Source organism: Trinickia mobilis (assembly GCF_017315705.1).
GTDB lineage: Bacteria > Pseudomonadota > Gammaproteobacteria > Burkholderiales > Burkholderiaceae > Trinickia_A > Trinickia_A mobilis.
The window spans coordinates 60,504-75,689 of the sequence record NZ_JAFLRF010000024.1; the positions used below are offsets into that span (position 1 = coordinate 60,504).

Consider the following 15,186-nt stretch of genomic DNA (forward strand, 5'->3'; position numbering starts at 1 on the left):
CCAGGCGGGCAAGGCCTACAAGGGCGGCGAGATCGTTCAGCACAACGGCCGCGCCTGCGAGTGCAAGGCCTTCCCGGCCTCGGGCTGGTGTGGCCAGGCTCCTGAAGCCTATGAACCGGGCAAGGGGCGTGCATGGACTGATGCCTGGACTGCCGAGTAAGGCGTCACTGCTGTAGCCGGGGCATCGTACCCGCCGCGGGAAGCGGCGGGGCCCCGTATGGGAATGAGCGCAATCCACGCCTCGTTCCTGGCGAGGCGGCCGCAGTATGCCGGCCGCCTCCTTCTATCCGATCCCAACCAGGGCGCACGCGACATCGTCGATGCCGCGGCTGCGCCCGCAAGCGCATCCATGCGCAGCGCGCGGGCGCATTCGAAGCGGGGACAAATTCCAGCGTCTCGGTGCCATCGAGAATGGCGCGCACCTGTTCAACCGTGCGGACTCCTGTTTCGTTCAACTTGATGATCATCCATAGATGATCAACCACTTTCCCTAGCCTGCCGCCCACGGGCAGTCAACCCCTTGCGGGTCTCGCTTCACTCCAGGCTCACCATCTCGTGGAAATGCAGCGAAAACCTCCCGTCCACGCTCATCCGCCGTTGGGAAGGCGAAGTTTCGCCTACACAGGCTAATTTAGGAATTGTCCGATTGTGCGAGGGGCGGCGTCGTTTGGAGAATGGCATGCCACGAGGGGCTAATCCTGCGTGTAGCGCACACAGGAATCCGAAAATTTATTCTGGAATATTGGGAATGCGAAATGAATTCGAGGGTGGCGCGGAGCGGAACTTGACGCCGGCGGCGGCAGTGTTGCTCGCGGTCCATCTCATGAACGGTGCGTCGGCGCAGGCGCAGCAGGTCGTGGCGGACGGCGTGTCCATCAGCGTCGATGCCGCTACCCCGATCGTCGTGCGCGGCGTCGACGGTCCGGGCGGTTACGGGGTGTGGGCGCGCAACGGCGGCACGATCACCGGTTCGGCCGATATTTCGATGCACAGCGGGGGAAGCCGCGATGTCGACGGCATAGCCGTCGTGGCCGACTCCGGCGGGACAGTCGATCTGGGCGCAGGCCTGCGCGCCGTCACCAGCGGCACGCTTGGCCACGGCGTCTCCGCGAGCGGCGGCGGCAGTTCGGTGTCTGCAAACGGCATTGCGCTAACGATCGGCGGAGACTTTGCCTATGGCGGATACGCGATGGCGGGCGGGGCCATCACCTTCGGCAACGGGACGATCGGCACGTCGGGCCGGTTGGCCCATGGTCTTGTGGCGGAGGGCGCCGACAGCTCGATCGTGGCAACGGATATCGGCATTTCGACCACGGCACCCAACGCGAGTGGCATACGTGCCGAGTCCGGCGGCGCGGTCACGCTCCAGGGCGGCTCGGTGAATGCCGTGAACGGATATGGCCTGTATGTCGACGGAGCGGGCAGCCGCATCGTCACCGGGAGTAGCGCGGCCGGCGAGTCGACGCGGATCGCGGCGGGCCCGGGTTCGCTGGGCGGCGTCTACGCGACCCAAGGCGGTTCCGTCAGCCTCGACGGCGGAGCGGTCGCGACCGCCGCGGATCAGGCGAACGGCCTGTTCGCCTTCTTGAAGAATGCCGAGATCCGCGCCAACGACACGATCATCGAAACCTCGGGCAGCTGGGCAGCAGGCGCCCAGGCCAACAACGACAGTCTCGTCTCGCTGACGGGCGGCTCGATCCGGACCTCGGGTGCTTATGCATTCGGGCTGTATGCGATCGGTTCCGGCTCGACGCTGACGGCCAGCGGCACCGTCGTCGCTACGTCCGGGCAAAGTGCGATCGGGGCCTACACGCTTGCCGGAACCGGCATGATGCTCGACCAGGTGTCCATCGTGACGAGCGGCCGCAGCGCTCACGGTGCGGCCGTCGATCGGGCGGCCGGCACGGTCGGTCCGGACGGCAGCGCCGCGAGTGTGCTGGACATCTCCGGCGGCTCGGTCACGACCGCCGGCAAACAGGCGCACGGCCTGCTGTCTGCCGGCAACGCGATTCTGAATGCGAACGACGTGGCGGTTATCACGACGGGCGACGGCAGCCGCGGCGCGGCGGCGCAACTGGGCGGTACGGTGAATCTCAAGGGCGGCTCCGTGAGCACGGCTGGCGCGGGCGCCGGCGGTCTGTTCTCGGCTGGCTTGATGAACGGAACGACCTCCGGGGCCGAGCTCAATGCAACTGGCGTCAGCGTCACGACGACCGGGGCGGGGGCCGCCGGCGCCGAAGTGCGCGGGGGCAGCGCAATCCGGATCGCCGACAGCCAGGTGCTTACGCTGGGGGCCGGGGCGCCTGCGCTTTCCGCAACCGCCTACGATAGCGGACCCAGCACGGCGGCGATCTCCAACAGCACGCTCACCGCGGCAAATGGAGAGGGTATCCGCGTGGCGGGCACGACGCTGAACGCCACCGTGTTGCAATCGAAGCTGGCGGGGGGCAGCGGCAACCTGTTCGTCGTCGCGAGCGATGCAAATGGCGCACCCGCGGCGCTCAATCTGACAGCCGACCGTTCGCAGTTGAGCGGCGCGGCGTTCACGCAGGCGGGCAGCACCGCGAACCTGTCGCTCCACGGGGCCTCGGTTTGGACGATGACCGGCCCGTCAGCGCTGTCCGAGCTGACACTGGATGGCGGCACGTTGCGCTACGGCGCCGCCGCGCCGCTCGGCACCGCGTCGCCGATCATGCTCGGCGCGGCAGGCGGCACCGTCGATACGAGCGGCTTCGACGCAGTGCTCGATCCATCGATCACGGGTTCCGGCTCGTTCACCAAGGCGGGCGCGGGCACGCTCACGTTGGCGGCTGCGAATACGTGGAGCGGCGAAACCACGGTGGCGGCCGGGACGCTGCGAGCAGGCGCGGCCGGCGCTTTCAGCCCGGCGTCGGTCTTCACTGTCGACCATGCGGCGGTCCTCGACCTGAACGGCTTCAGCCAGACGGTGTCCGGGCTGCGCAACGCGGGTTCGATCCGGATGGGCAGCGTGCCGGGCACCGTGATGAAGTTGTCCGGCGATTACGTAGGCCATGGCGGCGCGATCGTCATGAATACGGTGTTGGGCGATTCCTCGTCAGTCACGGATCGCCTCGAGGTTCAGGGCAACACGTCCGGAACGACCGGCATTCGGATCAACAACGCCGGCGGTCTGGGCGCGCAGACGACCGGCAACGGGATCATGGTCGTGAAAGTCGACGGCGCATCGAACGGCACGTTCGCGCAACTTGGCCCGCTGAGCGCGGGTGCCTACGAGTACACGCTTTACAAGAACGGAACGGGGAGCGCTGCCGAGGACGGCAACTGGTATCTGCGTTCGACGCTCGAAGATCGGGATCCGGCGCACGAGCAAGAGCAGGCGCAGGAGCAAGAGCAGGGGCAGGGGCAGGGGCAGGGGCAGGGGCAGGGGCAGGCGCAGGCGCAGGAGCCGGGGCAGGAGGTGCAAGGCCGCTCAGCGCCGCCGCCGGCCTACCGCCCTGGCGTCGCCGGCTATTCGGTCATGCCGCTCTTGAACGTCGAATACGGCTTTTCGACGCTCGGCACGCTGATGCAGCGCGTCGGCGACGTGCCGGGTGCCGTGCAGCCCGCGAGCGGCACCCGCAATGGCATCTGGGGCCGGGTTGGCGGGCAGAACCTCGAGATGCAGGCGACGGATCGGTTTTCCGGCAGCAGCGCGACGTTTTTCGCGCAGTTCGGCAAGGACTGGACGTTTGCCGAGCCGCGGGACGGGGGCAGCACGCACGCGGGCGCCACCGTGACGATCGGCTCGTCGTCGGCGGACTTTGCCGACCGTCTGCGCAGCATGGCTGCTCGAGCGACTTCCACGGGATCGGCCGAAACCCAGGCGCAGAGCGTCGGCGGCTATTGGACCCGGTATTTGAAAGACGGCACGTACTTCGACAGCGTGGCCCAGTTGACGCACTACCGCAATCGCTACAGCGACAGCAATGGTGTCGGGGCGAGCCAGCATGGCTTCGGGGCGGCGGTTTCGCAGGAAATCGGCAAGCCGTTTCAGCTGGCGGCTACGCGCGTCGCAATCGAACCGCAAGCTCAGCTGATGTACCAGTATCTGAATCTGCAGGGATTCGGCGACGGCATATCGGACATTTCGGGTACCCGCACGCAGGCGCTGCGCGGGCGGCTCGGGTTCAGGCTGCTTAGCGCCGACATGCAGAACGAGTCGCACACCAGCGCCGCCACGCCGTACTTCACGGCGGACCTGTTGCATGACTTCCTCTCGCCGGGGCAGACGACGGTCGGCGGAACGGTTATCGGCTCGAGCCCCGGGCGGACGTGGTATCAGTTCGGCCTTGGCGTGACCGTCCAGTCCGGCAAGCAGTCCGAGCTGTACGCGAACGGGACCTATTCGCACAGCGTAGGCTCCGCATACCGGCAAAACGTGTACGGCCAGGCGGGCTGCAGATATCGTTGGTAAGCGAAGCGGAACATCCTAAGGGCGCTTCCTTCGGGGCGTCCGGGGTTCCGCGGTGCATCATCCAGGCCACGATCGTTTAAGATCGTCCGCCAGTAGAACGAACTTCTGGATCGATGCGATGAATCTGCGGTTTCTCGAAACGTTTCTCTGGGTCGCACGGCTCAAGAGCTTCAGCCTTGCGGCCGACAAACTGTGCGCGACGCAGGCCTCCGTGTCGAGCCGGATCGCCGCGCTCGAAGCCGAGCTCGGCGCGAAACTCTTCGTACGCGATACGAAGGGCGTCGCCCTCTCCGCCGAGGGCGCACGCATCCTCGGCCACGCCGAACTCGTCGTCGACACGGTCGCCGCGTTGCGCGCGAGCCTGCAGACCGACAATCTCGCCGTCGGGAAAATGCGGGTCGGCGCCATGGATACGGTCGTCCATACCTGGTTCGTCGATTTCATTTCCGAGCTGACGAGCGTGTATCCGAACCTCGAAGTCGAGGTCACCGCCGACACCGCGTTGAATCTCGGCGAGCAGTTGCTCAAGGGTTTTCTCGATGTCGCGTTCCACACCGACTTGTTGCGCAGCGAATCGGTCTGCAGCGTCGAACTGGCGCGGTATCCGATGTGCTGGATCGCAGCGCAGTGCCGTGCGCCGGGTCTCGATGCGTTCGACCATCTGGGCAAGCAGCGGCTCGTGACGTTTTCGCGGCATTCCCGTCCGCATCAGGATGTGGTTCGGCTGCTTCAGCAACACGGCATCGAGACGAGCGGCATCAGCTGCGTCAACTCGGTCGCCGCGATGACGCGGCTCGTGCGCAACGGTTTCGGTGTTGGCGTGATGCCGCCGCTCCTGGTGCGCGACCTGCTCGCCCAGCAGCGCCTGTACGTGCTTGACGGCTTGCCGCTGCCGCCGCCGATGCCGATTGTTGCCGCGTGGCACGTCGGCGCGGGCATCGAATGGCCGGAGCGGATCGTGCGGGTCGCGCAGCGCGTGGCTCGGCGCTATGGCGCCGAGGCCGGGCCGTAGTATGGATTCCGCGGCGCTTCATCCAGGCTGCGTTTCATTAGGACTATCCCGTATACCTCCCGCCGGACCGGCCAACCCGCGGCCGCGAAAGCGCCGCGCGGCGGGCGTTTGCAGCTCATCGGATTTTGCTATGGCCGAGGGCCAAGTTTTCTAGTTGGACGCTGGATTTCGCGGTGCGGAGAATCGCCGCTCTCGCTCTCGCAGCGCCTGGGGCGAGACCACGCAAGGGCCCGTGACTCGGGTCCGCGACGCTGGCACAGACCAGCCAGCCGCATCCCACCATCCAGCAGGAGCATTCCGTATGACCCACGACACGCATGCCGACCACGCCGCCCGATCCTGGCAATTCTGGGTCGACCGCGGCGGCACCTTCACCGACATCGTCGGACGCCGCCCGGACGGCCGCCTCGTCACGCACAAGCTGCTGTCCGACAACCCCGCACGTTATCCGGATGCCGTCGTCCAGGGCATGCGCGACCTGCTCGGCATCGATGCCGGCACGCCGCTGCCGCAGGACCGCATCGAGGTCGTGAAGATGGGCACGACGGTCGCGACCAACGCGCTGCTCGAGCGCCGCGGCGCGCGCACGCTGCTCGCCATCACGCGCGGGTTTGCGGACCAGTTGCGCATCGGCTATCAGGAACGCCCGGACATCTTCGCGCGGCACATCGCGCTGTCCGAACTGCTGTACGAGCGCGTCGTCGAGATCGACGAACGCGTCGACGCGCAGGGCAACGTGCTGCAGCCGCTCGACGTGGACACCGCACGCACGGCGCTCGCGCAGGCGTTCGCCGACGGCATCACGTCGATCGCGATCGTGCTGATGCACGGCTACCGCTATCCGGCGCACGAGCAGCGGCTCGCGCGCGTGGCCGCCGAGATCGGCTTCACGCAAATCTCGCTGAGCCACGAGGTCAGCCCTCTGATGAAAATCGTCGGGCGCGGCGACACGACCGTCGTCGACGCGTATCTGTCGCCGGTGCTGCGCGACTACGTGGGCCGCGTGTCGAGCGAGACCGGCGCGGTGCGGTTGATGTTCATGCAATCGAGCGGCGGACTGACGGATGCGGACCGCTTCCAGGGCAAGGACGCGATCCTGTCCGGGCCGGCGGGCGGTATCGTCGGTGCGGTGAAGACCTGCGAGGCGATCGGCATCAGCAAGGTGATCGGCTTCGACATGGGCGGCACGTCGACCGACGTCACGCACTACGACGGCGCTTACGAGCGCGTGTTCGAAACCCAGGTGGCAGGGGTGCGCGTGCGTGCGCCGATGATGCATATCCACACGGTCGCGGCAGGGGGCGGGTCGGTCTGCAGCTTCGAGAGCGGCCGCTTCAAGGTCGGCCCCGAATCGGCGGGTGCGCATCCCGGGCCGGCCTGCTATCGCAACGGCGGCCCGCTGACCGTCACCGACTGCAACGTGATGCTCGGGCGGGTGCAGCCCGCCCGCTTCCCGCACGTCTTCGGGCCCGGCGGCGACTTGCCGCTCGACGTCGAGATCGTGCGCGCGAAGTTCGACGCGATGGCCGGCGACGTGCACAAGCAGACCGGCCAGCGGATGTCGCCCGAGGAGATCGCCGAAGGCTTCCTGGCGGTCGCGGTCGACAACATGGCGCAGGCGATCAAGACGATCTCGGTCGAACGCGGCTACGACGTCGCCGAGTACACCGTGTGCGCATTCGGCGGCGCCGGTGGTCAGCACGCGTGCCAGGTCGCCGAAGCGCTTGGGATGCGGCGCATCGTGCTGCATCCGCTTGCCGGCGTGCTGTCGGCGTTCGGGATGGGCCTCGCCGACCTGCGCGCGATGCGCGAGTCGGCGGTCGAGGCCGAGCTCGACGATGCGGCCGCCGCCGCGCTCGACGCGCGCTATGCGGTGCTCACGGACGAGGCGCAGCGCGACATCCTCCAGCAGCGCGTGCCCCGCGAACGGGTGCGTACCGAGCGCACGGCGCGCCTCAAATACCGCGATACCGACTCGGTGCTCGACGTGCCGTACGGCTCGGCCGCGGCGATGCGCTCGGGATTCGACGAGCGTCATCAGCAGCGCTTTGGCTTCGTCATGGAGGGCAAGCCGGTCGTCATCGAATCGATCGCGGTCGAGGCGATCGGCACGATGTCGCAACCGGCGTCGGCCGAAATCGACGTGCCGCGCTCGACGGCGGCCGCGCATGAACAGGTCGAGCGCGTGCGCGTCTATCGCGACGGCCAGGCGCGGATGGTCGCGCTGTATGCGCGCCGGGATCTCCACATCGGCCAGACGCTATACGGTCCCGCGCTGATCAGCGAGGACATCTCGACGATCGTGCTCGAACCCGGCTGGCGGGCGACGGTGCTCAACGACCGGACGCTGCTCTTGTCTCGTGCCGAGGAAGCCGTCAAGGACGCGGGCGCCGCGATCATGACGAAGCAGCATCCGGTACGCCTGGAAATCTTCAACAACCTGTTCATGTCGATCGCGCAGCAGATGGGCACGACGCTCGAGAAAACGTCGTACTCGGTCAACATGAAGGAACGGCTGGACTTCTCGTGCGCGATCTTCGACCACGCCGGCAACCTGATCGCGAACGCGCCGCATATTCCGGTTCACCTGGGCTCGATGAGCGACAGCGTGCATGCGGTGATCGCGCAGCATGCGCAAACGCTGAAGGCGGGCGACGTGTTCATGCTGAACGTGCCGTACAACGGCGGCACGCACCTCCCGGACATCACGGTCGTCACGCCGGTGTTCGATCGCAGCGGCGCGAGGCTGCTGTTCTATGTCGCCGCGCGAGGCCATCACGGCGATGTCGGCGGGATCACGCCCGGCTCGATGCCGCCGAACAGCACGACGATCTTCGAGGAGGGCGTATTGCTCGATAACGAGCAGATCGTTCACGGCGGAGTATTCCTCGAACAGAAGGTGCGGGCGCTGTTCTCCGCGGGACCGTATCCGAGCCGAAACGTCGACCAGAACATCGCCGACCTGATCGCGCAGATCGCCGCCTGCGAGACGGGCGCGAGCGAGTTGCTGCGCGCGGCCGACCGCTACGGCGCAGAGGTGGTGCTCGCCTACATGCAGCACGTGCAGGACAGTGCGGAAGAGGCCGTGCGGCGCGCGATCGGCGAGCTCGCCGACGGCGAGTTCGCGTACGAAATGGACGACGGCGCGATCGTGAAGGTGCGCGTGACGATCGACCCTGCGGCGCGCAGCGCGATTGTCGATTTCACCGGGACGAGCGAACAGCGGCCGACGAACTTCAATGCGCCGCGCTCCGTCTGCAAGGCCGCCGTGCTGTATGTGTTCCGCACGTTGCTCGACGACGACATTCCGATGAACGAGGGTGTGCTCAAGCCGATCGATATCCGGATCCCGGAGGGTTCGATGCTGAGCCCGGTGTATCCGGCGGCTGTCGTCGCGGGCAACGTCGAAGTCTCGCAGACCGTCACCGACGCGCTGTACGGCGCGCTCGGCGTGATGGCAGCGTCGCAGGGGACGATGAACAACTTCACGTTCGGCGACGAGCGCCACCAGTATTACGAGACGATCGCGGGCGGCTCGGGCGCGGGCTCCGGCTATCACGGGACGGCGGCTGTGCAGACGCACATGACCAACTCGCGGATGACCGATCCGGAAGTGATCGAATGGCGTTTCCCGGTGCTGGTCGAGCAGCACGCGATCCGCCGGGGCAGCGGCGGCGCCGGCGAGTTCCGGGGCGGAGACGGTGCGGTGCGGCGGATCCGCTTCGTGCGCGCGATGACAGCGAACATCCTCGCCGGCCACCGGCGCGTGCCGCCGTTCGGGCTGCGGGGCGGCGCCGACGCCGCGCCCGGCCGCAACTGGATCGAGCGCGCCGACGGCAGTGTCGAGACGTTCGCGGCGACGCACACGGCGACCGTCCAGCCTGGCGACGTGTTCGTGATCGAGACGCCGGGCGGCGGGGGCTTCGGCCGAGCCTGACGTGAGGCAGCCGGCGCTCGCTTGCTGGCGCGCCGGTGGTTTGCGCCGGCAGCTTGCACCGGGGCCAATGACATCGCATCGCGGGCCGCTAAATTCGGCGGTGCCGCCTTTCTCGTCGAGCGGGATGCTATGGACGCCATCGTATTGTCGATATTTCGCCAGTTGCCCTGTCAAGCGTTAAGCGACATGTCCGGAGGAGCGGCCAATCAGGCGGCGCAAAGCCCGTCTGCGCAGGCGTCCGGCGCACGGGATAACACTTAGCCACCTTTCGTCGTTTATGCCGGCCGCTGGCCTGGGATTGCGTGCGTGGCCGGGCGCAGCCGTAATGGTGTTGTTGGACTTTCTGATGGGTGTTTTCAGGCAGGTTCCCACGTGACCGTTACGTTCATGAACGCGACGAAGCCGCGCTTTTTGCCGCTTTCATTGCGCCACTGTCGATCTGTCGTGAGATCCAACAGAGGGCTGATCGACTGCTGGGCGGCGCGATCGATCTGGATGATGGGACGGTCGCCGGGCGTCGCTGTCAACTGTTGGTCGACGATGCGATAGCCCATTTCGCGCAGCGCCCGAGTGGCGGTGTTCATTGCCGTGAGGCGCTGCCGCAGTCTTGGGTTGAATACTCGGAACAGATCGGATTCTGAAGCCATGAGTGGTCATCCTTGTCATAGGTTCAAGTCATTCGCGGTCGGGAATTTTCATCGCGGTGCGCCAACTTTTCCGCTCGGTTTCACCCTCGCCGGAAAGTTTCCTTTTGGCGTTGCCAAGCGTGCTAGGGGTGATGACGCGCACGTCGTCTTCCCACTTGGGGTTGAGCGGCACCTGGTAATGATGGTTCTTGGCCACTTGAATCAGGTGAGCCAAGGCTTTCTCGTTCTCGACCAGCACCACTTTGTCCAGGCCGCCCATCTCGATCGGAAGGAAGAAGGTGGCCGGATAGTTGGCCTGCGGGTCTGTCGCCGGGCTGGTGGCGTCCATGTTGTGGTGGACCACTGCCGGCCCTCTTTGCGGCCGTGGTTCCGGCCCTTCCTGTTCCTCATCCCGTTGCCGCCACGTACGGCCAAGCGCCTTGTTGAGCCTCTTGATCAGATCCATCACACGTTTGGACGCGTTGCCTTCGTGCTCGTGCTCGGCGTTGTAGAACTCCGCTGGGTCCTTATAGTACGTGCGCAGCGGTTCGGGCAGCGCATCGACGCCCCCGCGCTTGAACAAACCGTAGCTTTCCATGCGCGCCTTGAATTCGTCATGCGACGTATCGGGAACCGGCAGCCTGTCTGGCGGGCCGTAGTTGCTGATGTGCGGCGCCACCAGCAACAGGTCGTAGTCGGCGGTGATCGCTTTTCCGGTGGCGGGGTCGCATAGGACGTCCAATGGCTTGCCGTCATGTTCGATCCTGTACATGCCCTTGTCCGGGATGGCCGTGAATGTATAGTCATTTCCATCGTGGCCCCGAGCGGAAATGGTGAGACGGCCGTCCTTTTCCTGTTGCAACGTGATCAATCCTTCCGCCCTCAGATAGTCAATGCGTTCCCGGCTGATCGACAACTGTCCTGCCACCGCATGCGGCGGCGCATCGGGCTGATTCGCGGGCGCAGCCAGACTCTCGCGCACCTTTTCGTTGAAATTCTCGATTGCATCCGGGCGGCCGTTGAGTTTGCTGAACGTCTGATCGACCGCAATGAATCCATTCATCGGTCCCCAGTTCGAACTCTTGCCTTTGATGTGGAAATTCTTGGTGGGATAAGCCTCGGCGATGAGCTGCGTGGCCTGTCGTTCGATCGGGCGAAACGCGATGATCTGGTTGGTCTCTTCGGCCACCTGCTGAAGTATGGGCAAGTGTTCCGGCACGATGCCGGTGCGGGCCTTGACAGCATCCAGACCGGAGACGATGCCGGGCGGGGGCGAATCTCGTCCGGCGGCCTTCAATTTGAACGGTTCATAGGCATCGCGCCGGACATCCCATCGATCGGCGGTCTTGTCGAAGCGCACCGGCACGCCGGCGGCATTCTGGATCAGGTATTCGTTTCTTGGCTCGGTGCGATATGTGTGGTCGTCGATGCGCCATGTTTTGCCCTGGGCATCGTAGTGCACCGGATAGTGACGGCCGTACAGCGCGATGTATTTCTGGCCGTCGGCTCCCGACTGAAGACCGTCCGTCCCCTTCTCGGAAAGCGGCTCGCGCGGCGCTACCGCCCACTGCGGCGCAATCGCCGAGCGCCAGCCGGCGCGTTGTCCGTCGCGCACGATCGGCATGCCGGGTTCATGCGGCCGCCGCGGGTCGGTCAGTTCCCAGCGGTTCCGGCTCCTTGAGTGGCGCACCCGTTGCCAATTGCCGTCGACCTTCGCGAACTTGCCGCCGTCGGGAATCGTGTGCATGCCGCGCCCGTCGGTCTCGGCCCCTGCGCCAAGCAGCGCCGCCGCAAGCCGCTCTTCTTCGAGGTCGGGCCGCAGCACCCGCCCGGCGGCGCCGGTGCGCATGTTTTTCGCATCCACGACAGGCGCCGGGCCGTCGTACGGCAACATCTCTTGCAGGCGCACGACGACCACGCCGGAGTCGATCGGAGGCAGGGGCTGTTTCTGCTGCGGGTGCCACATCATGCGCGAGGCCGGTGGTGGCGCGCTCGCTTCGAGCTTGCGCGGCGTCGCCCGCGTGATCGACTCGATACGGAATCGCGTGCCCGCCGCGAAGACCCGGCCGCTTTCGTCGCGCGCGCCGGCGGCGAGGGCACCGGCAATGGGACGCGCCGAGCGCCCATGCACCACGAAAAGCAGCCGCGCATCATTTTTCGCGCGCGCGCCGGTCGTGACCTGATCGGCGAGGACGCGCCTCGCATGCTTGCCGTCGGCTGTCGCCGACAACGGCATCTCGCCATTCGTCACGATGTCGCCGGCCTTGAACGCATCGAGCAACCCAGGTTCGCCGACGGCGATGAGCGGCTTGCCATCGGCAGGCTCGGCTGGAATCTCGTACAACGCGTCGCTCAGGTCGACATAGCGGCGCAGTTGATCGAGCGCCGACCGTTTATTGAAGGTAGCGTCGCGCGAGTTGAAGATGGCCTTTTCGTTGTTCATATCCAGCGGTTTGCCGAGCAACGGGTCGGCGGCGACGAACCGGTGCACCGCTTTTCTCTGCGCGCCGGACAGTGCGTCGGACGCGGTGTCGTAACGTTGCCGGTATGGCTTGTCGAATGAAAACCCGTGCGCCGCACGGCCCCACTGCACGACACCCAGCACTTCGTTCAGCTCGGGCAGGACAGCGTCGCGCGGCGCGTCTGGCACGGCGGTGTTTTTGACCTCGAAGCGGCCGGCGGGGCCTGTCGTAGGAAAGTCGATAGACACCGACAGCGTGAGGTCCGCTTCGAGCGAGCGCGGCGACCATGTCTTCGCAACGCGATCGTATTCGACTGGAATCCGGTAAGCGCCCGGCATGTCGGGCGGCGGCTCGATTCGCCAGGTATGGAACGCCGGGTCGTGACTGACTGGGTAATGGCGATTGCGATACGTGATGAAGGTGTCGAGCTGTGCGGTGCTGATCCCGTTTTGATCAGGTGGCCCCGGTTTATTGCGCGGCTCGGCCGCGTAATGCTCGGGGATGACGGGCTGCGGGGATCCGCTCGCCGGCTTGTCGAGCCACACGCCCGGGTCGTCCGGCCGCGCGGGGTCGTAGGCCTCCATCCGCTCCGCAGACTCGTGCCGCACCGCGTAGCGTGTGCCGCCGAAGTCCATGTACTTCACGCTGCCGACGGTCAATGTGTTGCCGGATCGACGCACGCTGGGAAGATCACCGCGGCTGAACCCGAACGACAGCAGACCTTTCAATTCCGCATCGGCATCCAGCGGCTTGTTCTCGACCGCATCCGCGAGACGGCCCGCGACCTGGCCCGCGAGTTGCGGCACGGCGAACGGCGGAAGAAAGCCGGCCAGCATGTCGACCGTCTGGGCGATGCGTGCGATCTGATCGCGCAATTGCGGTGCGATCGGGCCGCAATGCGTAAATAGGTGGGTTTCGACGATGGCTTGGGCCGGACGCGTCAGCAGCGACTCGACGGCGCGCAGCCAATTGCCGCTCTGTTGCCATTCGGGCAGGCTGTCTTGGGCGATTGTCATACCTCGGGAGCGCTCGCCGGGTTTGCATACCGAAGCCATGCCGGCCATTTGCCCATAGATGACATTGGCCACGTAACGAGGCGGACGTCCCGCGCGTTGGGGTGTTTGCGCCATTTGCGTGGGGTCCGCGATGACGCCCGGCGCGGGTTTCGCGTGGTTTTCGCGAAACCATGCGCGGAAAGGCGAGTCGGGTTTTGTTTGCTGGATGTATTCGTCCCATGGCAGGTCTTCGTTGAGCAGGGCGCTCATCTCGCCGGTAGGGTCAGCGAGCGGCGTGGTCCCGTCGAAGACCTGACCTTCGTCGAGCAGGGCGCTCATCTCGCCGGTAGGGTCGGCGAGCGGGGTGGTCTCGACGAAGACCTGACGAAGCGATAGTGCAGACAGCTTCATGGATCACCTTTTTGTCTCCGGGATTGCGGCATTTGCCGGCGCTGCGCGCCTGCATCCGGGCTGCGACCTGCGACACGCGAGAAGGATCGGTAATCGTGATAAGTGCCGCGACGCGCCGCACGGGTTCCGCCGCCTAAGAATGCGTGCGTGGCCGGCAACCGAGGCATGCAAGGACTTGCCTGTTCCGCTTCGGATGCAAGCTGTCGAGATGGCGGTCCTCCGCGCTGGCCGCACGCCGCGCAACGGTTTCGTACAAGGCCAACTGTTCTTGCGCAACGGTGTCCGACTGAGCCGCCGTGGCGTAAGCGATGCGCTTCGGATACGGATAACCGGCTTCCTGCAGAATTCGATCGGCCAGCCAGACAACCGCGCCTCGGTTCCGATGAGCCAGGTCTTCGGCCACACCGCCACGCCGCGTAAGAATCTGCACCATCGCCTCGGTCAGCTCGCGGCAGCGCTCGATCTTGGCGATGCCCTCATTGCTCAGGTAATAAGCCGGGGCGCCGGACAAATGAACCGTCCTGGCCGTTTCGTCGACGCCGTGCGCGAATCGCGCGGCCACGGGATCGCCCGCGGCGCCCTCCGGCGGCAGCACGAATTTCCATTTGGCTTGACCCTCGCCCGGCGCACGCGCGCCGGCAAACGCATCGAACAAACGGCGAAACAGCTTGCTATTCCTATAGAGCTCGCCGTAAAAAAAATCGATGTGGCCAAGAACCTCCTTCGATCGAGGGCTGCGCCCCTGCGTATCGACCGCGGATTTGAACCCGGCTTCGAAACGATCCCCAAAATAAGGAACTTCGCCCGGTCGTTGCGTCGACGAGGCCAATTCCCCATGCATCGCGTCGACTTCCTTGACCGTGAGACGGTTTTCAACCGCTTCACCCAATATGCGGGTCTGTCTCACGGCTCCCGCCTGAGCATCGGCGATGCCGTCGAGGTAGCGGTTTTCCACCTCCATCGCGCGGGCTACCGTCTCCCAGTCGTAGCCAGGCCGTTCATGCGGCGGCAATGTTTTCGGCAGCGAGGCGTCGGTGGGCGGACGGCTATACATCACCTGCTGCGGAAAATCGTAGCCGGCTTCGCTCAGGATCTTGTCGGTGAGATAGACGATCGGCCCCCGGTTGCGCAGCGCGCGAGTACTGACTGGATCCCCTTCCTTGGTTAAGGCGTGAACCATCTCATGCAGATAGATTTGCTCGCGTTGCACTGGCTTGTACTCGACGCTGCTACCGATATAACGCTCCGCGGACAGCACGTCGTCGGGGGGGATTTCGATGACGGATTGCGCGAATTTCGTGATGGCGC

At 65.7% G+C, this 15,186-nt stretch carries 6 protein-coding genes; 3 read left to right on the plus strand and 3 right to left on the minus strand.

Annotated features, from left to right (window positions below; genetic code table 11):
- Window positions 1-748: 748 nt before the first annotated feature.
- The 3 genes from J3489_RS25845 (at window position 749) to J3489_RS25855 (ending at window position 9,384) form a co-directional block, all read left to right on the plus strand.
- Window positions 749-4,435 carry an autotransporter outer membrane beta-barrel domain-containing protein gene (locus J3489_RS25845; protein WP_207002924.1) on the plus strand — a complete coding sequence of 1,229 codons (3,687 nt, stop codon included), beginning with the start codon at window positions 749-751 and terminating at the stop codon, window positions 4,433-4,435.
- A 118-nt stretch (window positions 4,436-4,553) separates the two neighbouring features.
- Window positions 4,554-5,447, plus strand: coding sequence for a LysR family transcriptional regulator (locus J3489_RS25850; protein ID WP_207002926.1), 894 nt, complete (start codon window positions 4,554-4,556; stop codon window positions 5,445-5,447).
- Between the two features lie 301 nt (window positions 5,448-5,748).
- On the plus strand, window positions 5,749-9,384 hold the full coding sequence (locus tag J3489_RS25855; RefSeq protein ID WP_207002927.1) for a hydantoinase B/oxoprolinase family protein: 3,636 nt from the start codon (window positions 5,749-5,751) through the stop codon (window positions 9,382-9,384).
- A 356-nt stretch (window positions 9,385-9,740) separates the two neighbouring features.
- On the opposite strand, the gene J3489_RS25860 is transcribed toward J3489_RS25855, so the two are convergent.
- The 3 genes from J3489_RS25860 to J3489_RS25870 form a co-directional block, all read right to left on the minus strand.
- Window positions 9,741-10,031, minus strand: a complete 291-nt coding sequence (locus tag J3489_RS25860; protein WP_207002929.1) for a hypothetical protein — start codon at window positions 10,029-10,031, stop codon at window positions 9,741-9,743.
- Window positions 10,032-10,059: 28 nt separating this feature from the next.
- Window positions 10,060-13,878, minus strand: a complete 3,819-nt coding sequence (locus J3489_RS25865; RefSeq protein WP_207002930.1) for an anthrax toxin-like adenylyl cyclase domain-containing protein — start codon at window positions 13,876-13,878, stop codon at window positions 10,060-10,062.
- Between the two features lie 133 nt (window positions 13,879-14,011).
- Window positions 14,012-15,088 carry a hypothetical protein gene (locus tag J3489_RS25870; protein WP_207002933.1) on the minus strand — a complete coding sequence of 359 codons (1,077 nt, stop codon included), beginning with the start codon at window positions 15,086-15,088 and terminating at the stop codon, window positions 14,012-14,014.
- Between the last annotated feature and the right edge of the window lie 98 nt (window positions 15,089-15,186).